We start from the raw sequence: 21,348 nt of genomic DNA, 5'->3' as shown, positions 1-21,348 counted from the left end.
CGGCGATCCGTTTTTGCATTCGGGCAAGCCCCCGTTCGGAGAAAGTGGTACCGGACGGGGGCTGTCGTATAGCAGGATCTTGGAATGGCACGCGAGGTCCGTCAGCTCCCCAAGGCACATCTGCATCTGCACTTCACCGGCTCCATGCGCCCCGGCACGCTCCTGGAACTGGCCGACCGGCACGGCGTGCACCTCCCCGAGGCGCTGACCTCGGGCGAACCCCCCAAACTCCGGGCCACCGACGAGCGCGGCTGGTTCCGCTTCCAGCGGCTGTACGACATCGCCCGCTCCTGCCTGCGCACCCCGGAGGACATCCAGCGGCTGGTCCGCGAGGCCGCCGAGGAGGACGCGGCGGACGGCTCCGGCTGGCTGGAGATCCAGGTCGACCCGACCTCGTACGCGCCGCGGCTCGGCGGGCTGATCCCCACGATGGAGATCGTGCTGGACGCCGTGCACACCGCATCGCGGGACACCGGGGTCGGCATGGCCGTGGTCGTCGCCGCCAACCGCATGAAGCACCCGCTGGACGCCCGTACGCTGGCCCGGCTCGCCGTCCGGTACGCCGACCGCGGCGTGGTCGGCTTCGGGCTCTCCAACGACGAACGGCGCGGTCTGGCACGGGACTTCGACCGCGCCTTCGCCATCGCCCGCGACGGCGGCCTGCTCGCGGCCCCGCACGGCGGGGAGCTGGCGGGGCCCTCCAGCGTCCGCGACTGCGTCGACGACCTGTACGCGGGCCGTATCGGGCACGGGGTCCGCGCCGCCGAGGACCCGCGGCTGCTGCGCCGCCTCGCCGAGAAGGGCATCACCTGCGAGGTCTGCCCGGCCTCCAACGTCGCGCTCGGCGTGTACGAGAAGGCCGAGGACGTACCGCTGCGCACCCTGTACGAGGCGGGCGTGCCGATGGCGCTCGGCGCCGACGACCCGCTGCTCTTCGGCTCCCGGCTCGCCGCCCAGTACGAGATCGCCCGCGCCTCGCACGACTTCACCGACGCCGAACTGGCCGAGCTGGCCCGGCAGTCCGTACGGGGCTCCCGCGCGCCGGAGGACGTACGCCGGCGGCTGCTGGCGGGGATCGCCGAGTGGGAGGCGACACCGGAGGGGGCCGAGGGCTCTCGTGAGGGGGTGGGCTCTCCCGAGGGGGCGGGCTCTCCCGAGGGTGCGGTGGGCTCTGCCGAGAGGGCCGTCGGGTCTACAGGCTGACGCCCACCAGGACCGGCTCGTTGACCAGCGTCACGCCGAACGCCGTGTGGACGCCGTCGCGTACCTCGCGGGCCAGCGCCAGCAGATCCTCGGCGGTCGCGCCGCCGCGGTTGGTCAGCGCCAGCGTGTGCTTGGTGGAGATCCGCGCCGGGCCGCTGCCGTACCCCTTGGTGAACCCCGCCTTGTCGATCAGCCAGGCCGCCGAGAGCTTGGTGAGGCCCTGACCGGCCTCACCTGCCGGGTACGACGGCGGCGCCGTGTCCTGGCCGAGCCGCTCCTTCGCCCGCTCGAGGAACGCGGCGTGCTCCGGGGCGGTCAGGATCGGGTTGGTGAAGAAGGAGCCCGCAGACCAGGTGTCGTGGTCGGCCTCGTCCAGCACCATGCCCTTGCCCGCGCGCAGCGCCAGCACCGTCTCCCGCGCCTTCTCCAGGGGCACCCGGTCGCCGGGTTCCACGCCCAGGGCGCGGGCGGTCTCCGCGTACTTCACCGGGGCGGAGAGCCCGCCCGCGTCCTCCAGTCCGAAGCGGACGCGCAGCACGACGTAGCGGTGCGGCTCCGCCTTGAAGCGGCTGTGGCGGTACGAGAAGGCGCACGCGTCGTTCGCCAGCGTCACCGTCTCGCGGGTCCGGCGGTCGTACGCGACGACCTCGGTGATCGTCGTCGACACCTCTTGGCCGTAGGCGCCGACGTTCTGGATCGGCGTCGCCCCCGCCGAGCCGGGGATGCCCGCCAGGCACTCGATTCCGGCCAGGCCGGCGGCGACGGTCCGCGCCACGACGTCGCTCCAGGTCTCGCCCGCGGCGACCTCAAGCGAGGTGCCGTCGAGGGTCACGCCGCGGGTGGCGATCCGTAGCGCCGTTCCCTCGAAGCCGCGGTCGCCGACGACGAGGTTGCTGCCGCCGCCGACGATCAGCAGGGGGGTGCCGGTGGTGTCCGCCGCGGCGACGGCGGCGATGACGTCGGCGTCCGAGGCCGCCGTGATCAGGCGGTGCGCGGGGCCGCCTACGCGGAAGGTTGTCAACGGGGCCAGCGGTGCCTTCTCCATTACGTCCACCCCCTCACCCTAGGGGGCCCGCCCCCTCCCTTCTTTTCCCGGCCCGCTTGCGTGGGGGGGCGTCTTTGCCCGCCCGCCCACCCGTGCGGGTGCTTTCTTCGTCTGCGGGTGCCGCTTGTGCCTGGTCGGTCCCGGCCCGGGGCACCTCCTCGGGCGACGAACCTGCGGCCACCTGCGCCTGCTTCTGCCCTTGCCCGTTCGTCCCCCTGCGGGGGCACCCCGCACCGACCCCTCCGGTCCGTCGGCGCCCGCCTGTCCGCTGTAGCTGAGGAGGGAGGGAGCCTTCGCGGCGTACCGCCCCGCGCAACTCCCCCCCCGGCCAATCCGAAAAGACCGCCCCCCCCAGAAGTGAAGGCCCCGAGCCCCCCGCCAACCAACCAAAGGCCCCCCACTCCCCACGCCCCGCCACCCGCACCCGTACCAAAAGGGCCGCCCCCCCACCCACCACGAACACCACCCGTACCTGTAGCAAAGAGGCCGCCCCCTCCCACCCACCACGAACCGCCACCCGCACCCGTACCGAACGAGCCTGTGCCACCGCCCCCGACGCCCACCCCACGGCGAACCGCCCCCCCTCCCAGCCCCCACCCACCACGAACCGTCACCCGCAGCCGTACCGGAAGAGCGGGAACCCACCCACCCCCCTCCGCCCACCCGACGGCGGACCGCCCCGCTAGCCCCCCACCCACGGCCGACCGTCACTCGCAGCCGTACCGGAGGGCCCGGAACCCACCCACCCCCCTCCGCCCACCCCACGGCGGACCGCCCCGCTAGCCCCCCACCCACGGGGGACCGTCAGGCGGCGACGGGCCGGAGGGGACGGGGCGGGGTGCCCCCGCAGATTTGCGTGCCGACAGGGCGTGGACGAATGGGAAAGGAGCAGGCAGCACGCAGCTCGAGGAGGTGCCCCGGCCCGGGACCGACACCAAGGACAGGGCGGTGGAAGAAAGGGCTGACCCCCGCACCCAAAAGCCGGGCACGGGGGTCAAGAGGGCCAGGAACAGCTATGGCGGCCAGGAAAGGGCTAGGCGGTGGGCTGGAGGTCGCGGGGGGAGGAGGACGGGGTGGAGTCGAGGGAGGTGGGAGAGGGACGGCGGGGAAGGAGGAGGGCCGCGACCGTGGCGACACCGAGCACGGCGGCACCAACCCACAGCGCAGGCGTCAACCCGTCGACAAAGGCGTCAGCCGACCCGTACCCGCCCTGCGCGGAAAAGATCGAGCCCAGCACCGCGATCCCCAGCGCTCCCCCCACCTCACGCAGCGCGTTGTTGGCCCCCGACGCGATCCCCTGCTCCGCCCCCCGCACACTCCCCATCACCAACGCCGTGGCCGGCGCCACGAACAGCGCCATCCCGGCCCCGCTGATGATCAGCGCGGGAAGCTGCGCCAGATAGGAGACGTCCGGCGAGATGATCGTCGCGAACCACCCGAGCCCGATCGCCTGAAGGGCGAGCCCGGCCGCGACCACCGGCCGCCCCCCGATCCGGTCGGAGACAATCCCGGCGATCGGCGCGACGATCATCGGCATACCGGTCCACGGCAGCATGCGCAGCCCGGCCTCGGTCGGCGAGTAGCCGACGACGTTCTGCAGGAACTGGCTGAGCAGGAAGATCGACCCGAACATCCCGGTGAACATCAGCATGCTGGCCGCGTTGATGGCCGAGAACCCGCGGCTGCGGAACAGCCGCATCGGCAGCATGGCGTTCGGCGAGGTCGCCCCGTGCCGGATGAAGGCCGCGACGAGCGCCGCGCCGCCGATGAGCCCGCCGAGCACCGGCCCGCTGGTCCACCCCTTGGTCGTGGCGTTGACCAGCGCGTAGACGACGCCGAACAGCCCGAGGCTGATGAGCGCGGTGCCGCGCGGGTCGAGCCGGGCGCCGGGCGCGGTGGACTCGTTGAGGCGCAGCCGGGCCAGCGGGATGAGGGCGATGCCGAGCGGAACGTTCAGCCAGAAGATCCACTGCCAGGAGATGTGTTCGGTCAGGCTGCCGCCGATGAGCGGCCCGCTGGCGACCGCGAGGCCGTTGACGGCGCCCCAGATCCCGAACGCGGCGCCTCGCCGCTCGGCAGGCACCGCCGCGGTGAGCAGCGTCAGCGTGAGCGGCATCATGATCGCGGCGCCGACGCCCTGGAGCGCGCGGAAGGCGATGAGCATGGAGATGGTGGGCGCGAGGGCCGCCGCGGCGGACGCGCCGGTGAAGATCGTGAGGCCGGTGAGGAAGAGCTTGCGGCGGCCGAAGCGGTCGCCCAGCGCCGCGCCGAACATCAGCAGGACGGCGAAGGTGAGCGTGTAGGCGTTGACCGTCCATTCGAGGTCGGACAGCGCCCCGCCGAGGTCCTTGCGGATGGACGGCAGCGCGGTGGTGACCACGAGATTGTCGAGGGCCGCCATGAATCCGGCGACGCTGGTGATGATCAGAGCCCAGGCGGCGGTGCCTGGCCTACGGCCTTCTGCTGCTTGCTGGGTCATGACTCCCCCTGTGGAGTGCGTACTGCGACGACTTCGAGCCGTCGTGGTTAGTTATGGATGACTAACTTCAGCGGACAGAAAAAACCGATGCCTCCGCGCCCCGAAAGGCGCGGCGCCTCACTCGGGACGGGCCGTCTCGTACAGCCCTTCCCAGATGCGGTGGTCGGCCGGGAAGCCCAGCGACACCAGGGTGTTGATCAACATTCCGTAGGCGAGGAACTGCGTGGTCTGCTCGACGTCCGCGCCCAGCTCCAGATGCAGGGTCTCCCACAGCGCCTCCCACCCCTCACGGATGGAACGGCCGAATTCGTGGTCCCCGGACGCCTCGGCGGCGGCGACCGCGACATACATCTGCATCTGCATCAGCAGCCGCTCGGGGTCGTCGGAGATCAGCGTCTGATACGCGTTCCCCATCGCCTTGAGCTTGCCCTCGTGGTCCGTCTCGTCCTCGGCCACATCGGCGAAGACCTGGCGCGTCGATTCCAGGCAGTAGGTGGCCGCCGCCAGGAACATGGCCTCCTTGTTCGGGAAGAGGCGGAAGAGATACGGCTGCGAGACGCCCACCCGGCGGGCGATCGTCTCGGTGGACGTGCCGTTGTAGCCGCCGCGGGCGAATTCGCTCATCGCCGCGCGGATGACGCTCTCGCGCCTCTCCTCTGCGCTCATCCTGACCATATGAGTAAGTTAGTGGTCCATAACTAACCTGTCAACCGCGATACAGGAGACACGGGCAAACGTAAGGGGCACCCACCTGGATGGGCACCCCTTACCTGCGCTTCTACGTCTCAGGCGAGCCGGACCACGGCGCGGGACATGCCCAGCACCTTCTGGCCCGCGGACGTCGCGGTGAGGTCGACCCGCACCCGCTGGTCGTCCAGTTTGGCGGCGACCTTCGCGGTCACCTCGATGAGCGCGCCCTGCTCGTCGTTCGGCACGACGACGGGCTTGGTGAACCGTACGCCGTACTCGACGACCGCCCCCGGGTCGCCGGCCCAGTCCGTGACGACCCGGATCGCCGAGGCCATGGTGAACATGCCGTGCGCGATGACGTCGGGCAGGCCGACCTCGCGGGCGAACTTCTCGTTCCAGTGGATCGGGTTGAAGTCGCCGGATGCGCCCGCGTACTGCACGAGCGTGGCGCGGCTCACAGGGAAGGTCCGCGCGGGCAGTTCGGTGCCGACCTCGACGTCCGCGTAACCGATCGTCGCCGTCATGCCGCGCCCTCCGCGTTCGCCGAAGCGTTCCCCGAGCCGTTCCCGCTGCCGCTGCGCGGGTCGTCCTCCGCCGCGCGGGCGACCAGCTTCGTCCAGGCGGTCACCACGTGCTCGCCGGTCTCGTCGTGGACCTCGCCGCGGATGTCGATGATGTCGTTGCCCGCCAGGGACTTGATCGCCTCGATGGTGGAGGTGACCGAGAGCCGGTCACCGGCCATGACCGGGCGCGTGTACGCGAACTTCTGGTCGCCGTGCACGACCCGGCTGTAGTCGAGGCCCAGCTCCGGGTCCTGGACGACCTGGCCGGCGGCCTTGAAGGTGATCGAGAAGGCGAAGGTCGGCGGGGCGATCACATCGCGGTGCCCGAGCGCCTTGGCCGCGTCCGCGTCCATATACGCCGGGTTCGTGTCCCCGACCGCCTCGGCGAATTCGCGGATCTTCTCCCGGCCCACCTCATAGGCGGCGGTGGGCGGATAGCTCCGCCCCACGAAGGACTGGTCCAGAGCCATCGGCACCTCCGGTGCGGGAAGCGGGCGGGAAGCGGGCGGGATCGGGGGCAGCGTACGACATACGTACGGAAGTCGTACGGGCGCGGGGGGTCGCTAGCGGTGGCGTAACGGTTCAGCTGATCCGTACGGCTCCCACCGGGCAATACGTCGAGGCCGCCCCCGGTGACGGGGACGGCCTCGCGGTACTGCTACGGCCTGGAGTCAGCGCGTTTCGCGGTGCGCGGTGTGCGCGTTGCAACGCGGGCAGTGCTTCTTCATCTCAAGACGGTCCGGGTCGTTGCGCCGGTTCTTCTTGGTGATGTAGTTCCGCTCCTTGCACTCCACGCAGGCCAGCGTGATCTTCGGGCGGACGTCTGTGGCGGCCACGTGAGTGCTCCTTGACGAACGGGGGTGATTTGAACATGAGAATAGTAGCCGACTGAGGGACCGATCCCACAATCGGCTACGGTGAGTAGCGGCGACCGGACTTGAACCGGTGACACAGCGATTATGAGCCGCTTGCTCTACCGACTGAGCTACGCCGCTTTGACGAACTGGTCCCCGCCTGGCGGCGGGGAACCGATCCATCTGAGCCCCAATACGGAATCGAACCGTAGACCTTCTCCTTACCATGGAGACGCTCTACCGACTGAGCTATTGGGGCGAGCGAGGAAGACATTACACGGTCCGCCGCGATACGTGAAATCCGTATCGGGCAGGGCACATCGGGCGTCGCGGGGCGTCACGCCCACCCCCTGATCAGGACGTGATCACCTCCCGGCCGCCGCGCGCCGGGCGGCCGACGGGCCCCGTACGAGGGCCTGTTCGCACCGCCGCGACCGCCGGACAGGAGGGCCTGTTCGCGCCGCCGCGACCGCCGGACAGGAGGGCCTGTTCGCACCGCCGCCACGAGGGTCCGCCCGCGCCGCCGCGACCGCCCGCGCCGCCGCGACCGCCCGGGCCGCGCCTGCCAGGAGCCGTACCCGCGCTCACTCTCCGCGCGGCACCGCGTCCGCCCGCTCCCGCGAATCGCGCGCCGGCGCGTACGAGTTCCGGGCGCACCGGAACGCGAGCGCGTCCGCTCCCCCGCGCGGCGCCGGCCGTACCGTGTGCCCCGTCTCACGACCCCCACCGGTACGACTAATGCCCTCCTGTCAGGTGTGTGCCGTGCTGACCCCTAAGCTCGGCTTTGCGTGATCTTGCCTCCCGCCGCCCGCCCTGCACGCACCGGAGGAGCGCGATGACCGACAGCCCTCGCGACAGTGCCCGCACCGCCGCAGAAACCGCCACCCTGCTGCTGTGCGGCGCCCGGCTGACCGACGGCCGGACCGTGGACGTACGGCTCAGCGGCCCCCGGATCGAGGCCGTGGGCACCGCCGGCAGCCTCGCGCCCGCCGCGGGCCGTACCGCCGACGGGTCGCGCCGTCCGGCCGACGGCACCCGTATCGACCTGCGCGGATATCTGCTGCTGCCCGCACCCGCCGAGCCGCACGCCCACCTCGACCTGGCGCTGACCGCGGGCGCCGCGGGGCCGCCGTCCGACGACCCCGCCGATGTGCAGCGGCGCGCCACCGAGGCCGCGCTGCTCCAACTCGGCCACGGCGCCACCGCTTTGCGCAGCCATGTGCGGATCGGCGACGTCCAGGGGTTGCAGGCGCTCGAAGCCGTGCTCCAGGCGCGGCGGGCGCTGCGCGGGCTCGTCGACCTGCACACCGTCGCCGTGCCGCGGCTGCTGACCGGCGCGGCGGGCGCGGACGGGCTCGCGATGCTGCGCGACGCGCTGAAGATGGGCGCCGCGGTGGTCGGCGGCTGCCCCGATCTGGACCCGGACCCGAGCGGGTACGCCGAGGCCGTCTTCTCGCTCGCCGCCGAGTTCGGGCTCCCGGTCGACCTGCACACCGCCGCCGACGACCCGGCCCGGCTGGCCCGGCTCGCCGCGATGGCGGGCGGTCTGCGGCCGGGCGTCACCCTCGGTCCGTGCCACGGTCTCGGCGCGCTGCCGCCCGAGGCGATCGACTCCGCCGCGCAGCGGCTGGCCGCCGCCGGGATCTCGGTCACCGCGCTCCCCCAGGGCGGCTGCGGCGCGCTGGACTCCGTACGCCGCGGCGGCGGTCCGCACACCCCGGTCCGCCGACTGCGCGCGGCGGGCGTCCGGGTCACGGCGGGCAGCGGGGCGCTGGGCGACCTGGCCAATCCGGTCGGCCGCGGCGATCCGCTGGAGGCCGCCTTCCTGCTCGCCTCCTACGGCGAGTGCGGCGCGGCGCAGGCGTACGCGGCGGTCAGCGGCCGGGCGCGGGCCGTGCTCGGGCTGCCGGAGGTACGGGTCGAGGCCGGTTTCCCGGCCGAGCTGCTGGCGGTGCGCGGGGAGGGTGTCGAGGCGGTGCTCTCCCTGGCGTACAGCCGGATCGTCATCCACCGGGGCCGGGTGGTCTCGCGGACGAGCGCGGTGCGCGAATACTGCGACTCGGCGAGCGAGGCCGCGCTCGACCTCCCGCGTCAGTCGCACCGCGAGGCGTAGCGTCACGTCCATGCGCATGGTGATCGCTGGTGGACATGGACAGATCGCGTTGCGGCTTGAGCGGTTGCTCGCCGAGCGCGGTGACAGTGTGGTCGGGCTGATCCGTAACCCGGCCCAGGCCGACGACTTGCGGGCGGCGGGCGCCGAGCCGGTCGTCCTGGACCTCGAATCGGCGACGGTCGCGGAGGTGGCCGCCGTCCTGGAGGGCGCCGAGGCGGCCGTCTTCGCGGCGGGCGCGGGTGCGGGCAGCGGGGCCGCCCGCAAGCACACCGTCGACCACGCGGCGGCCGTGCTCTTCGCCGACGCGGCCGAACAGGCGGGCGTACGGCGCTATCTGGTGGTCTCCTCGATGGGCGCCGACGCCCGGGCGAGCGGGGACGACCCCGTCTTCACCGAGTACCTGCGCGCCAAGGGCGCGGCCGACGACGACATCCGCGCGCGTACGGACCTGGACTGGACGATCGTGCGCCCCGGCGCCCTGACCAACGACCCGGGCACCGGCCGCGTCCGTCTCGCCCCCTCCACCGGCCGCGGCTCCATCCCCCGCGACGACGTCGCCGCCGTCCTGGCCGGCCTCCTGCTGACCCCCTCGACCGCCGGCCTCACCCTCGAACTCGTCTCCGGCACCGACACCATCCCCGAAGCCCTCCGCACCGCCGCCCTCCCCTAACCCCTCCCCCTCCCCCGCACACACACCAAAACGGCCCCCCGCCCTGCTCTTCAGCAGGCCGGGGGGCCGTTCTCATGATGTGGCGGCACGTGGATTCGAACCACGGTAGGCAGAGCCGACGGATTTACAGTCCGTTCCCATTGGCCACTCGGGCATACCGCCATGGGATGAAGCCGCGGATCCGCTGGGTGCGGGGTGCCGTGGCGACGACGTAAACGATACCCGATCCGGAGGGGTGGTTCGCCACCGGATTGATCACCGCCTCCCCCTTGTGTCCGCACGCACCGGACACCGCTCCTTCCCCGCGGAGATCCACACGACAGGCCCTAGTCTTTGGGGATGGTGGTCCGGGGATCGGGCCGCGGATGTGATGGAAGACAGACAAGCGATACCCAAGGAGCCCACTGAAGATGGCCGACTCCAGTTTCGACATCGTCTCGAAGGTCGAGCGGCAGGAGGTCGACAACGCCCTCAACCAGGCCGCCAAGGAGATCTCGCAGCGGTACGACTTCAAGAACGTCGGGGCCTCGATCGCCTGGTCGGGCGAGAAGATCCTGATGGAGGCGAACTCCGAGGAGCGCGTGAAGGCGATCCTGGACGTCTTCGAGACCAAGCTGGTCAAGCGGGGAATCTCGCTGAAGGCGCTGGACGCGGGCGAGCCGCAGCTCTCCGGCAAGGAGTACAAGATCTTCGCCTCGATCGAGGAAGGCATCTCCCAGGAGAACGCCAAGAAGGTCGCGAAGATCATCAGGGACGAGGGTCCCAAGGGCGTCAAGGCCCAGGTCCAGGGCGAGGAGCTGCGCGTCAGCTCCAAGAGCCGCGACGACCTCCAGTCCGTCCAGGCCCTGCTCAAGGGCAAGGACCTCGACTTCGCCCTCCAGTTCGTCAACTACCGCTGATTCCACGCCGGGAGGCCGCGGCCCGCGTCGCGGCCCTCCCGCCGGTTCCCCTGCGGACGCCGCATCCCCGTGGCCGCCCCCATCCCCGTGGCCGCCGAATCCCTGTGGCGCCCGCGCCCCCGGCGATAGGCTGCCTGGCCAAGACAGGCAACGGGGAACGGGGAAGTACCAGGCATGTCCGCCAAAGGAGATCTGACGATAAGTCTGATCGGGCTCAGCGACCTGGCGACGGGGCTGAGATCGGTCAAGACGCGGATGGACGACACCGGGCAGGTCGATCGCGCTCTCGGCAACGGGGAGTTGGGCTCGTCCAGGGCGCATGACGCGCTCGACGGTTTCATGCACGGCTGGAAGGACGGCCGTAAGGAGATCGACAGCGGCCTGGAGAGCGTCGCGAAGATGGCGCAGGCCGTCGTGGACGAGCTCACCAAGACCGACCAGGAGCTGAAGGACGCGCTGGCCAAGCACGAGGGCGGCGGTCAGCCGTGACCGTGTCCTCTTCCGCCCCCTCCGGCACGTCGCCGGTGCGCGGGGTGAACATCCTGGTGCCCAGCTCCTGGTACGAGTTCGACATCCATCCGGCCACGCGCGACGCGTCGATACGTGAGGTCGTCCGCGAACGGGTGCGGGAACGGCCGGAGTTGGCCGACTCCAGGACGGCGCTCATCCGCACGCTGACCCGTACGGCCGACGAGGCGTGGCAGACCGGGGTGCTGTACTTCGGCGCCCTGGCCGACCTGAGCGACGAGGCACCGCTGACGGCGAGCGTCACGATCGCGGTCCTGGAAGCCGACGACCGGGCGGACGGCACGGCGGACGGCGAGCGGCCCGGCGGCGGGGCAGGCGGGGCCGGTGGGGCCGGTGGGGCGGGCGGCAATCTGGCGGCGCTGGTGGCGGCGCTCAAGCCGGTCGCCGCGGGCCGCAGGCCGACCGACCCGTGGCGCCGGATCAAGCTGGTGGAGCTGCCGGACGCGGGTTCCGCCGCGCGCAGCGAGGGGATCGACGACATCGAGCTGCCGGACGACGACCGTACGGTCCGGATGGTGCTGATGCAGACCTTCGTACCGTTCCCCGGCGGCGACCCTCGGGTCGCGGTGATCAGCGGGGCGACCTCCCAACTCGCCCTCGCCGAGCCGATGCTGGAGCTGTTCGACGGCATCACCGAGACCTTCCGCTTCGTGTACGCCGACGACGACCCCTCCGCCGGGTCCGCCGAGAGGGTGAGCTGAGCCGTGACCCGACCCACCGACTGGCACAATCTCGACCTCGACAGCGACCCGACTCCCGGTGACGTCTACGAGATCAGGGCCGAGGGCAGGCGCTTCCAGACCTTCGCCGAGGACGTGGCGACCGTGCACTCGCTGCTCAGCAGCGCGGCCAAGGACCAGGCGCTCGCCGAGTGGAACGGCAAGGCCGCCGAGGCGTTCCGCGGTCAAATAGGCAAGCTGCCCGGGCAGTTGGGCAAGCTCCACGACTCCTACGGCGCGGCCGGCGACGCCCTGGTGACCTTCGCCGACTCGGTGGAGACCGAACAGTCCACCGCTGACGGCGCGTTGTCCCAGGCGCGCCTGCTGCGCAACGATCTGGCCGCGAAGCAGACCGAGTTGGCCCGCGCGCAGGTCGACGCGACCACGGCGGGCGAGGCCAAGGCGAAGCTCGACGGCTCCAAGGGGTCAGCCGGAAGCGCCGGCGGGAACGTACCGCCGCCCGACCCGGACAAGGTCCGTCAGGCGGTCCGCAACGCCCAGCAGGCCGACGCCCACAAGGACCAGGTCGCGGGCCAGGTCTCCGGGATTCAGCAGCAGTTGGCCGAGCTGCGCAAGAAGGCGCAGGACGCCGGGACCAACCACGGCACGGCGGTGGACGTCCTCAAGAAGGACCTCGACCACGCCTCCGACGTCGGCATCCACAACAAGAAGTGGTACCAGAAGCTCGGGGACTTCCTGGTCAAGGCGTGGAGCGTCATCCTCCCGATCCTCAAGGTAATCGTCGCCATCGGCGGCATCCTGCTGCTGTTCATCGGCGGCCCGCTGGCCTGGATCGTGCTGGCCGCGGCCTTGCTGGTCTTCGCCGACACCTTGGTGAAATTCATTCAGGGCAAGGCGGGTTGGGGCGATCTGCTGTTCGCCGCGCTGGACTGCATCCCGGTGATGGGCAAGGTCAGCATGCTGGTCAAGGCGGGTGAGATCGGCAAGCTGAAGTGGGCGGTGAAGATCCTCCAGGCCGAACGGAAGTACCAGAACGTCATCAAGGTGTGGAAGTACGGGGAAGACCTCAGCGGATTCCGCAAGGTCGCCTTCGGCTTCGCCAAGGGCCTGGGCAAGGACACCCTCAAGGACGCCATGAACGGCGGCTGGACGAACGTCAAGAAGAACTTCCTGGCCAACGTCGCGGGCAACACCATCGGCGCCGGGCTCTCCCCGCTGGTCGACAAGGGCTTCGCCAAGATCCCCCGGCTCTACTACAGCGGCCCGATCTCCGCGATGTCGGGCGCCGAACGCCGGGCGCTGGGCCACCTGTCGATGGACATGAACGGCCTGACGCAGCGCGGAAAGACGCTCATCGGCGCCACGAAGGGGCTGGTGACGTCGGTGACGAAGGAGACCGTCAAGAGCACGGTCTTCGGCAAGGACTTCACCATCGAGAACATCGGCTTCGGCACGCTCACCGGCTTCGGCAACTCGGGCGGCGGCTACCGCACCGGCCGGCACTGAGCGGGACGTTCACCCGAGCGGGCCGGGTCCGGTTCACCGCCAGGAGCCGGACAGACCGGGGGCCGGACAGACCAGAGGCCGGACAGACCCGGAGCCGGACAGACCAGAGGCCGGACAGACCAGGCCCGCGACCGCTACGAGCCGCGCCGTACGGCCACGTCGTACCGCGGGTCGCCGAAACCGGCGGCCCGCGCCCGGCGCAGCGCCTCATCGCCGATGTCCCGGATCGCCGGGCCGCCGCCGCGGGCCTCATCGGTCCGCTCGGCGGCTCCGGCGGCCCCGCCCTGCCTGACCAGGCTCACCCCGCGCGGCCCCGGCAGCGCGAGCACTCCCCCGATCCTGGGGTCGCCCGCGAACCAGACCTCGCGCTTGGCGTTCTCGCCGAGCACCCGCCGCCAGCGGCGGACGTCGGGGAAGCGGACCCGGATGCTCACGTCCTTGTCCGGGTTGTCGGGCACGGGCAGCCGGAAGAACGGCACGCCGTTATCGGCCACTTGGGCGACGCCGTCCAGGCGCTGCCAGGGGTAGACCTGAAGGACCCGCCAGTACCGCTTGTAGCGCGGCTGTATCAGGGCCCACCAGCCGAGGCCGAGCATCGAGGCCGTCATGAGGACGTACGCGAGCCAGGTGACGTCGATGTCGAGGAAGACGTCGAGGAAGGCGAAGACCAGGGCCCAGCCGGGGATGCCCGCGGCGCTGACGATCAGCAGCGCCCGCAGCCGCCCGCGGGACCGCGCGCACCACTCGCGCGTCGCCGGTTCCGCGACCGCGCCCTCGTACGTCACCCCGTCGTGCGTCACGCCCTCGTACGTCACGCCGTCGCGCGGCGCACCCTCGTAGGCCCCAGCAGGCACGGGAATTCCCCCTCGGGTGTGGGTGCGGCCATCGGGTCCGGCCGTCGGCGTTCGACCCTAGCAGTGCGGGTCTCCGGCGGCGCGGGCTCAAGCGCGGGCTGAACCGCGGGCTGAACCGAGGGACTCAAGCGACGGGCCGGGCCGAGGGGCTGAACCGACGGCGCGGTACGTCACGGCTTGCCGTAATCGGCCGCCCACGGGTTGAGTTCGGCGTACTGCTGCTTCCAGGCCGTGCGGTACTGGGCGGCCAGCGGCGGGGGGAAGATCGCCAGGACTTCGGCGACGCACTCGGGGGTGGCGCCGTCGAGCAGCCACGGGATGTAGCGCGGCGCGAGGCCGAGGCCGATCTGATTGCGCTGGCTGTCGGCGAACAAGGCCCAGTCGGCCGGGGACAGTTCGCGCTCGATGAGCGGCAGCGCGTCGCTCTCCTCGTGGCTGAGGTGGGCGTTCAGTTCGGTGGCGAAGGCGTCGGCGGCGTCGCCGAGGGCGGTGTGGCCGCCCTGTTCGTCGGCGAGCGCCGCGTCGATCGCGGCGATCAGCGGGTCGATCCGGTCGTGTTCCGCCTCCATCGCCTCAAGGAGTTCGAGGTCGTCGGGGCGGTCGGCGAACTGACCGCGCAGCTTCGGCCACAGGACGTCGTCCTCGGCCGTGTGATGGATGGTCAGGAATCGCTTGAACAGATCCCACCCGAAGTGAGTGGCGGTGAGCCGGGACGGGTCGTCGCCCGTGACGGCGGCGGACTTGGCGATGATCGCCACGTCGCGCCGCAGTCCGTCGTGAAAGGCGTACATCATCGTCAGATCGACGGTCTCGCCCGGCTGGTGCGGAGTGGTCATCAACGTGTCTCCCTGGAACTAGGTGAACCAGTGGATCAGGAGGAATCGCCACACCGAGGCTATAGTCAGCCTGCCGAATCGTCAATCCGCATATCTATCCGGGAGTTGAACCATTTCCGAGCCGAACCGAGCGGCTACTGAAGCTCCTTGACCACCTTCAGCGCGTCCCCGATGTGCCCGCCGATGTTCATCATCGAGGAGAACGCGTGCCGGACGACGCCCTCGCGGTCGATGACGAAGGTGACGCGGCCGGGCACGACGCCCAGGCTCGTGGCGCCGTACTGCTTGCGCACGGCCTTGTCGGTGTCGGCGAGCAGGATGAAGGGCAGCTCGTGGCGGCCGGCGAACTTCTCGTGCGTCTCGACCGAGTCGGAGCTGACGCCGATCACCTCGGCGCCCGCGTCGGTGAAGCTCTCGTAGCTGTCACGGAAGCTGCACGCCTCGGTGGTGCAGCCGCTGGTGTTGTCCTTCGGGTAGAAGTACAGCACCACGACCTTCTCGCCCAGCACATCGCTGAGCGTGACGGGCTTGCCCGTCTGGTCGGGAAGGGTGAAGTCCGGTGCCTTGGCGCCGACGTGAAGAATGGCCATGACGTCTCCTCGGTGGGATGCGGTCGGGAATGCGGTCGGGAATGCGGTCGGGGATGCGGACCGGGTATGCGGGTCGGGTATGCGGGTCGGGTATGCGGGTCGGGGGACACGGTCCGCGAGGGGCGTCGGGGACGGAAACGGTACGGGCGCCCCGCGCGCGACAGCCGGTGGTCAGACGTCCGCGCGCAGCATCTTCGTGAGCAGCGCCTTCAACTCCGCCCGGCCGTCGGTGCCGAGCCTCGTGCCCATGTCGGTCTCGGCGGCCTCGACGGCCCGCCGGGCGGTGGCCAGCGCGTCGCGCCCCGCGTCGGTCAGCCGCAGCGCGTACCGCCGCCGGTCGCGCGGGTCGCGCTCGCGCACCACCCGGCCCGCGCTCTCCAGGTCGTCGACGATCTGGAGGATCGCCTGCTCGCTGATGCCGAGCCGCCGGGCGAGCCGCTGCTGCGAACTCGCCTCGTCGGCCAGGACGGTGAGCGCGCCGAAATGCCGCGCCTGGAGGCCGACGTCGGTCAGCGCGTCCTCGATCCGGCGCCGTACGAAATGGTGGGCCTGGGCGATCAGCGGGCTCGTACGCCGTACACCGCGCTCGGGCGGGGTACGGGCCAGCAGGGTGCTCAGCAGCGCGTCGAGGCGGACGCGTTCCGCGGCGGTCAGGGCCGCGGTGAGGTGGTCGTCGCCCGCGGCCATCGCGGGTTCCATGGCCTTGACGGCGCTGCGGCCGTCGTCGGTGAGGGCGAGGACGTACGAGCGGCGGTCGCCGGGGTTGCGGGCGCGGGTGACCTGGCCCGCCTGCTCCAGCCGGTCGATCAGCTTGACCATGGTGGTGCGGTTGATGCCGAGCCGCTCGCCGAGATCCTGCTGGGAGTACGTGACGGGGGCGTCGAGCGCGTCGAGTATCTGGAAGTCGCGCGCGCCTGAGGCGCCTTGGCCCGCCGCGACGCCGAACTCCGGGGCGAGGTGATCGGCGACCCGGTTGGCGCGGATGTGTGCGCGGCGCAGAAGATGCGCCGCGTAGACGGCGAGGGCGGGCGGCAGTTCGGCGTCCGCCGTCTCGACACTGAGCGCGTAGTCGTCCACCCGGCACCTCCGCAGGTGAGGGTAGCAGGGACGACCTCCTGACCGGCCGTCAGGTACGGCGGACGGCCGGAAGGCGCTCGGCCCGAAGGCACTCGGCCCGAGGGGCGGCCCGAAGGCGCTCGGCGCGGCGGACGGCCGGAAGGCGCTCAGCGCGAGGCGAACGGCCGGTCGGTCGGCACGATCTCCTTGCCCAGGGGCATGAGCGACAGCGGGATCAGCTTGAAGTTGGCGATGCCGAACGGGATGCCGATGATCGTGACGCAGAGCAGCACGCCGGTGACGATGTGGCCGAGGGCCAGCCACCAGCCCGCGAGGATCACCCACAGCACATTGCCGACGAAGGAGCCCGTGCCCGCGTCCCGGCGCTCGACCGCGGTGTAGCCGAACGGCCAGAGCGCGTAGATGCCGATGCGGAAGGCGGCGATGCCGAACGGGATGCCGATGATCGTGACGCAGAGGAGTGCCCCTGCCAGGACGTAGCCGAGGAACATCCACACACCGCAGAGGATGAGCCAGATGACGTTCAGGATGGTCTTCACCGGTGGCCTGCCATGTCTTCGAGGCGGGAGATGCGTTCTGCCATCGGGGGATGGGTCGAGAAGAGCTTGGAGACGTCGCCCGCGCGGAATGGACTGGCGATCATCATATGGCTGGCGGTCTCCAGGCGCGGTTCGGGCGCGAGGGGCCGCTGCTGTGTGCCCGTTTCGAGCTTGCGCAGCGCGGAGGCCAGGGCCAGCGGGTCGCCGGTCAGGCGCGCGCCCGAGGCGTCGGCCTCGTACTCCCGCGAGCGGGAGACGGCCAACTGGATGACCGAGGCGGCCAGCGGGCCGAGGATCATCAGCAGCAGCATGCCGAGGATGCCGGGGCCCTCGTCGTCGTCGGAGCGGCCGATCGGGATCAGCCACGCGAAGTTGACCAGGAACATCACCACGGAGGCGAGCGCGCCCGCGATCGAGGAGATGAGGATGTCGCGGTTGTAGACGTGGCTCAGCTCGTGGCCGAGGACGCCGCGCAGCTCGCGCTCGTCGAGGATGGCCAGGATGCCCTGGGTGCAGCAGACCGCCGCGTTGCGCGGATTGCGGCCGGTCGCGAAGGCGTTCGGCGCCTCGGTGGGCGAGATGTACAGCCGGGGCATGGGCTCGCGGGCGGTGGTCGAGAGCTCGCGCACGATCCGGTACAGCTCGGGCGCCTCGAATTCGCTGACGGGGCGGGCGCGCATCGCGCGTAGAGCCAGCTTGTCGCTGTTCCAGTACGCGTACGCGTTCGTCCCCACCGCGATGACCAGGGCCACGATGAGTCCGGTCCGGCCGAAGAAGCTGCCGATGACCAGGATGAGGGCCGACAGACCGCCGAGGAGTACGGCGGTCTTCAGCCCGTTGTGCCGGCGGTGCACGGTGCGCCCTCCAAAGTGTGCGTCGGGGGGAACCTCTCCCCCTAGGAGAACCTCCTGCCCACAACAACGCCACCCGAGCGCCGCTAGTTCCCTTATGCGCACGCAGCGCTACCGGCGCGGGGCGTACGGATACGGCCCCCGGCCGGTCGGGGCCGGGGACGGACGTGCTGGTCAGAGGGGCGGAGGGAGGGCCCGGTCAGAACAGCGAGCCCTGCGCGTACCGCAGGACGAGCTGCGGCGCGCCGGACAGTGCGACCCCGGCCAGCGCGGTCAGCGTGATGGCGGCGACGAGGCCGACGGGCGTACGGGTGCCGGGTACGGCCGCGAGCGCGCCGCCGGTCGTGATGCCGCTCGCGCCGCCGGTCGTGCCGCCGGTCGTGATCGCGCTCGGGGATTGCTCGGGAGCGCCCTCGGGGCGGGTGAAGAGCAGCGCCGTCCAGCGCAGGTAGTACACGAGCGCGATGACGACGTTGACGGCCATGATCACCGCGAGCCAGCCGTGCTGCGTGCCGACGGCGGAGGAGAAGACGGCGACCTTGGCGAACAGGCCGATGACGCCCGGCGGCAGTCCGGCCAGGCACAGCAGGAAGAAGCCGAGCGCGAGGGCGGCCAGCGGGCGGGTCGCGTACAGGCCCCGGTAGTCGCTGAGCCGGCCCTGCGGGGCGGTGCGCGAGACGAGGGCGGCCACGGCGAAGGCCCCGAGGTTCACCACCGCGTACATCAGGGCGTACGCGACGGTGGTGCCGATCTCGTGCGCCGGGTCGGCGGCGGAGGACGCGGCGGCCAGCGGCACCAGCAGATAACCCGCCTGGCCGATGGACGACCAGGCCAGCAGGCGTACGGCGCCGCGCGGCACGCCGGGCCGCTGCCGGAGCGCGCCGACGTTGCCGACGGTCATGGTGAGCGCGGCCAGTACGCCGAAGGCCGGGCCCCACACGTCGTGGTAGGGCTTGAAGGCGATGACCGACACCAGGATCAGACCGGAGAAACCGGCGGCCTTGCCGACCACCGACAGATACGCGGCGACCGGCAGCGGCGCGCCCGCGTAGGTGTCGGGCACCCAGAAGTGGAAGGGGGCCGCGGCGAGTTTGAAGGCGAACCCCACCAGAGTGAGGGCCGCGCCGACCTTCGCCACGGTGACGAGTTGCGCGGGCGCGTGCGTGAGGCCGTCGGCGACGGCGGCCAGGTGCATGGTGCCGGTGGCCGCGTAGACGAAGCTGATGCCGAGCAGCGAGACGGCGGTCGCGGTCACCGATGACAGGAAGAACTTGAGCGCGGCCTCGCTGGACAGCTTGTCGCCGCGCCGCAGGCCGACCAGTGCGAAGGCGGGCAGGGTGGCGACCTCGAGGGCGACGATCAGGGTCGCCAGGTCGCGGGAGGCGGGCAGCAGCGCGGCGCCGGAGACGGAGGCGAGCAGCAGGAACCAGTACTCGCCCGCCGGGAGGTCGTCCTGGGTGTTGACCGAGAGCAGGGCCGTGAGCAGCGCGCCGCCGAGCACCAGGGCCTGGATGACCAGGGTGAAGTGGTCGGCCGCGTACGAGCACCCGCCGCCGCCCGCGGGGAGGTCGGCGGCGGTGCCGGGGTGCACGACCGTCACGCAGAAGGTGGCGTGGCGGCCCGCACGCAGCGGGATCAGGGCCAGTGCGGCCAGGACGAGTCCCGCGACGGTGGTCCAGGCCAGCAGTTCCTTGCGGGCCTTGGGCAGGAAGAGGTCGGCGACCAGGACGACGAGGGCGAGGACCGCCGGGATGGCGGCGGGGGCGAGCGCCGTCCAGTCGACGGACTGCACGAGGGACGGCATCAGTTGCCTCCGAGGAGGGTGTGCACGGCCGGATCGGTGAGGCCGAGCAGGACGGCGGGCCACAGTCCGGCCAGGACGGTGAGCGCGGCGAGCGGCGTCCAGGCGGCGAATTCGTACGCCTGGACGTCGGCGAGCGCGGGCTGCGCGTCGACGGTCTCGCGGTCGCCCATGCAGACCCGGCGGACCACGACCAGCAGGTACGCGGCGGTGAGCAGGGTGCCGAAGGCGGCGACGGCGGTGAAGGTCAGATACGCGGGGCGGCTGAGGCCCGCGGCGGGTTTGAAGGCGCCGAACATCGACAGCATCTCGCCCCAGAATCCGGCCAGGCCCGGCAGTCCGAGGGAGGCGACGGCGGCGAAGGCGACCAGGCCGCCCAGGCGCGGCGCCTTGCCGTAGAGCGCGGCTCCCGTGGCCCCGGCGAGGGTGTCGAGGTCGCTGGAGCCGTATCGGTCCTTCAGGGCGCCGACCAGGAAGAACAGCAGGCCGGTGATGAGGCCGTGGGCGATGTTGGCGAAGAGCGCGCCGTTGACGCCGGTGGGGGTCAGGGAGGCGATGCCGAGCAGGACGAAGCCCATGTGGCCGACGGAGGAGTACGCGATCAGCCGTTTGAGGTCGCCGCCGTTGCCCCGGCGGGCCAGCGCGAGGCAGGCGAGCGAGCCGTAGACGATGCCGACGACGGCGAAGGCGGCCAGGTAGGGCGCGAAGGTGTGGATGCCGTCGGGGGCCATCGGCAGGACGATCCGGACCAGGCCGTAGGTGCCCATCTTCAGCAGCACGCCCGCGAGCAGCACCGATCCGACGGTGGGGGCGGCGGTGTGGGCGGCGGGCAGCCAGCTGTGCAGCGGCCACATCGGGGCCTTCACGGCCAGGCCGAGGCCGATCGCGAGGACCGCGATCAGTTGCGTGGAGTGACTGAGTGATGACCCGTTGTCAGTGGCGAGTGCCACCATGTCGAATGTGCCCGCCTTCACGCCGATGAGGAGCAGGCCGAGCAGCATGATCACGGAGCCGAGGAGGGTGTAGACGATGAAGCGCAGTGCGGACCGCTCGCGGTCCCCGCCGCCCCAGCGGGCGATGAGGAAGTACATCGGGATGAGGACCGTCTCGAAGGCGAGGAAGAACAGCATCAGGTCGAGCACGGCGAAGGTCGCCAGCGTGCCCGCTTCCAGGAGCAGCAGCAGGGCGACGAACGCCTTGGGGCCGGGGCCCGCGGGCATTTTGAAGTAGCTGTAGAGCGCGCAGAGGAAGGTCAGCAGCGCGGTCAGGACGAGGAGGGGGAGCGAGATGCCGTCGACGCCGAGGTGGAGATGGATCTTGAGCGCGGGGATCCAGTTGAGGTCGGTGGTGGCCTGGGTCCTGGCGGGGTGGTCGTGGTCGAAGCCGGCCGCGAGGACGATCGCCAGGACGAGTACGGCGCCGGTGACGGTGACGCCGTGCCGCAGGACGGCCTGGCCGGGGTCACGGCCCTTCAGGCCGGGCGGCGGCGGGAGCAGGGCGCCGACCGCGCCGAGCAGCGGCAGCACGAGGAGTGCCGCGAGGACGTACTGGAGGGCGGTGTCGTTCACTT

General features: G+C 71.4%; 21 protein-coding genes and 3 tRNA genes. 7 read left to right on the top strand and 17 right to left on the bottom strand.

The features are described 5' to 3' along the window. Positions 1 to 84 precede the first annotated feature (84 nt). Positions 85 to 1,203, top strand: coding sequence for an adenosine deaminase (locus ACZ37P_RS14650; protein WP_467346681.1), 1,119 nt, complete (start codon positions 85 to 87; stop codon positions 1,201 to 1,203). On the opposite strand, the gene ACZ37P_RS14645 is transcribed toward ACZ37P_RS14650, so the two are convergent. The 8 genes from ACZ37P_RS14645 to ACZ37P_RS14610 all read right to left on the bottom strand — a co-directional run bounded on the left by ACZ37P_RS14645 (position 1,193) and on the right by ACZ37P_RS14610 (position 7,093). Beyond that, complete coding sequence (locus ACZ37P_RS14645; RefSeq protein ID WP_467346847.1) at positions 1,193 to 2,248, bottom strand: UDP-N-acetylmuramate dehydrogenase; 1,056 nt, start codon at positions 2,246 to 2,248, stop codon at positions 1,193 to 1,195. The genes ACZ37P_RS14650 and ACZ37P_RS14645 overlap by 11 nt on opposite strands. Before the next feature lie 1,033 nt (positions 2,249 to 3,281). Continuing rightward, on the bottom strand, positions 3,282 to 4,727 hold the full coding sequence (locus tag ACZ37P_RS14640) for an MFS transporter (protein WP_355340274.1): 1,446 nt from the start codon (positions 4,725 to 4,727) through the stop codon (positions 3,282 to 3,284). Between the two features lie 117 nt (positions 4,728 to 4,844). Then, entirely contained in the window at positions 4,845 to 5,402 is a 558-nt protein-coding gene (locus ACZ37P_RS14635; protein WP_355340277.1) for a TetR/AcrR family transcriptional regulator, read from the bottom strand. Between the two features lie 110 nt (positions 5,403 to 5,512). Then, a complete protein-coding gene (locus ACZ37P_RS14630; protein WP_355340280.1) occupies positions 5,513 to 5,941 on the bottom strand; it encodes a MaoC family dehydratase in 429 nt (142 codons plus the stop codon). After that, complete coding sequence (locus ACZ37P_RS14625; RefSeq protein ID WP_467346679.1) at positions 5,938 to 6,450, bottom strand: FAS1-like dehydratase domain-containing protein; 513 nt, start codon at positions 6,448 to 6,450, stop codon at positions 5,938 to 5,940. The genes ACZ37P_RS14630 and ACZ37P_RS14625 overlap by 4 nt, the downstream gene beginning before the upstream one ends. 201 nt (positions 6,451 to 6,651) lie before the next feature. Further along, positions 6,652 to 6,816 carry a 50S ribosomal protein L33 gene (gene rpmG, locus ACZ37P_RS14620; RefSeq protein ID WP_004571794.1) on the bottom strand — a complete coding sequence of 55 codons (165 nt, stop codon included), beginning with the start codon at positions 6,814 to 6,816 and terminating at the stop codon, positions 6,652 to 6,654. An 86-nt stretch (positions 6,817 to 6,902) separates the two neighbouring features. Further along, positions 6,903 to 6,975: transfer RNA gene (locus tag ACZ37P_RS14615), tRNA-Met, on the bottom strand. Positions 6,976 to 7,020: 45 nt separating this feature from the next. Then, positions 7,021 to 7,093 (bottom strand) — tRNA-Thr (locus ACZ37P_RS14610). A gap of 576 nt (positions 7,094 to 7,669) precedes the next feature. Between ACZ37P_RS14610 and ACZ37P_RS14605 the strand changes: the two genes are divergently transcribed. Continuing rightward, the gene (locus tag ACZ37P_RS14605; protein WP_355340286.1) at positions 7,670 to 8,947 is read left to right on the top strand and encodes an amidohydrolase family protein; all 1,278 of its coding nucleotides are present in this window, start codon (positions 7,670 to 7,672) and stop codon (positions 8,945 to 8,947) included. A gap of 10 nt (positions 8,948 to 8,957) precedes the next feature. Further along, positions 8,958 to 9,617 (top strand): NAD(P)H-binding protein, encoded by a 660-nt coding sequence (locus tag ACZ37P_RS14600; protein ID WP_402711208.1) that lies wholly within the window; start codon positions 8,958 to 8,960, stop codon positions 9,615 to 9,617. An 80-nt stretch (positions 9,618 to 9,697) separates the two neighbouring features. On the opposite strand, the gene ACZ37P_RS14595 is transcribed toward ACZ37P_RS14600, so the two are convergent. Beyond that, positions 9,698 to 9,779 (bottom strand) — tRNA-Tyr (locus tag ACZ37P_RS14595). A gap of 248 nt (positions 9,780 to 10,027) precedes the next feature. Between ACZ37P_RS14595 and ACZ37P_RS14590 the strand changes: the two genes are divergently transcribed. The 4 genes from ACZ37P_RS14590 (at position 10,028) to ACZ37P_RS14575 (ending at position 13,230) form a co-directional block, all read left to right on the top strand. Next, positions 10,028 to 10,516 carry a YajQ family cyclic di-GMP-binding protein gene (locus tag ACZ37P_RS14590; protein ID WP_188284013.1) on the top strand — a complete coding sequence of 163 codons (489 nt, stop codon included), beginning with the start codon at positions 10,028 to 10,030 and terminating at the stop codon, positions 10,514 to 10,516. A gap of 174 nt (positions 10,517 to 10,690) precedes the next feature. After that, positions 10,691 to 11,005 (top strand): hypothetical protein, encoded by a 315-nt coding sequence (locus ACZ37P_RS14585; protein ID WP_355340301.1) that lies wholly within the window; start codon positions 10,691 to 10,693, stop codon positions 11,003 to 11,005. Continuing rightward, on the top strand, positions 11,002 to 11,745 hold the full coding sequence (locus ACZ37P_RS14580) for a hypothetical protein (RefSeq protein ID WP_467346676.1): 744 nt from the start codon (positions 11,002 to 11,004) through the stop codon (positions 11,743 to 11,745). The genes ACZ37P_RS14585 and ACZ37P_RS14580 overlap by 4 nt, the downstream gene beginning before the upstream one ends. 3 nt (positions 11,746 to 11,748) lie before the next feature. Beyond that, the gene (locus ACZ37P_RS14575; protein ID WP_467346674.1) at positions 11,749 to 13,230 is read left to right on the top strand and encodes a WXG100 family type VII secretion target; all 1,482 of its coding nucleotides are present in this window, start codon (positions 11,749 to 11,751) and stop codon (positions 13,228 to 13,230) included. 134 nt (positions 13,231 to 13,364) lie between these two features. On the opposite strand, the gene ACZ37P_RS14570 is transcribed toward ACZ37P_RS14575, so the two are convergent. From ACZ37P_RS14570 to ACZ37P_RS14535, 8 genes are all read right to left on the bottom strand, one after another. Next, positions 13,365 to 14,084: a hypothetical protein gene (locus tag ACZ37P_RS14570; protein ID WP_391163457.1), complete on the bottom strand. Its 720-nt coding sequence runs from the start codon at positions 14,082 to 14,084 to the stop codon at positions 13,365 to 13,367. Between the two features lie 170 nt (positions 14,085 to 14,254). Continuing rightward, the gene (locus ACZ37P_RS14565; RefSeq protein ID WP_467346672.1) at positions 14,255 to 14,920 is read right to left on the bottom strand and encodes a hemerythrin domain-containing protein; all 666 of its coding nucleotides are present in this window, start codon (positions 14,918 to 14,920) and stop codon (positions 14,255 to 14,257) included. A gap of 134 nt (positions 14,921 to 15,054) precedes the next feature. Next, positions 15,055 to 15,510: a peroxiredoxin gene (locus ACZ37P_RS14560; RefSeq protein ID WP_355340316.1), complete on the bottom strand. Its 456-nt coding sequence runs from the start codon at positions 15,508 to 15,510 to the stop codon at positions 15,055 to 15,057. Positions 15,511 to 15,681: 171 nt separating this feature from the next. Further along, positions 15,682 to 16,587, bottom strand: a complete 906-nt coding sequence (locus ACZ37P_RS14555; RefSeq protein WP_355340319.1) for a MarR family winged helix-turn-helix transcriptional regulator — start codon at positions 16,585 to 16,587, stop codon at positions 15,682 to 15,684. Positions 16,588 to 16,733: 146 nt separating this feature from the next. Beyond that, the gene (locus ACZ37P_RS14550) at positions 16,734 to 17,126 is read right to left on the bottom strand and encodes a YccF domain-containing protein (RefSeq protein ID WP_391123696.1); all 393 of its coding nucleotides are present in this window, start codon (positions 17,124 to 17,126) and stop codon (positions 16,734 to 16,736) included. Further along, positions 17,123 to 17,980, bottom strand: coding sequence for a zinc metalloprotease HtpX (htpX, locus tag ACZ37P_RS14545; RefSeq protein ID WP_188284004.1), 858 nt, complete (start codon positions 17,978 to 17,980; stop codon positions 17,123 to 17,125). Before htpX ends, ACZ37P_RS14550 begins: the two co-directional genes overlap by 4 nt. Before the next feature lie 196 nt (positions 17,981 to 18,176). Then, entirely contained in the window at positions 18,177 to 19,781 is a 1,605-nt protein-coding gene (locus ACZ37P_RS14540; RefSeq protein ID WP_467346669.1) for an NADH-quinone oxidoreductase subunit N, read from the bottom strand. After that, positions 19,781 to 21,346 (bottom strand): complex I subunit 4 family protein, encoded by a 1,566-nt coding sequence (locus ACZ37P_RS14535; RefSeq protein ID WP_467346668.1) that lies wholly within the window; start codon positions 21,344 to 21,346, stop codon positions 19,781 to 19,783. The genes ACZ37P_RS14540 and ACZ37P_RS14535 overlap by 1 nt, the downstream gene beginning before the upstream one ends. Between the last annotated feature and the right edge of the window lie 2 nt (positions 21,347 to 21,348).

Source organism: Streptomyces sp. NPDC024632 (assembly GCF_055559175.1).
The sequence above is the reverse complement of the archived record's forward strand: the minus strand, read 5'-3'. Positions and strand labels throughout refer to the sequence as shown.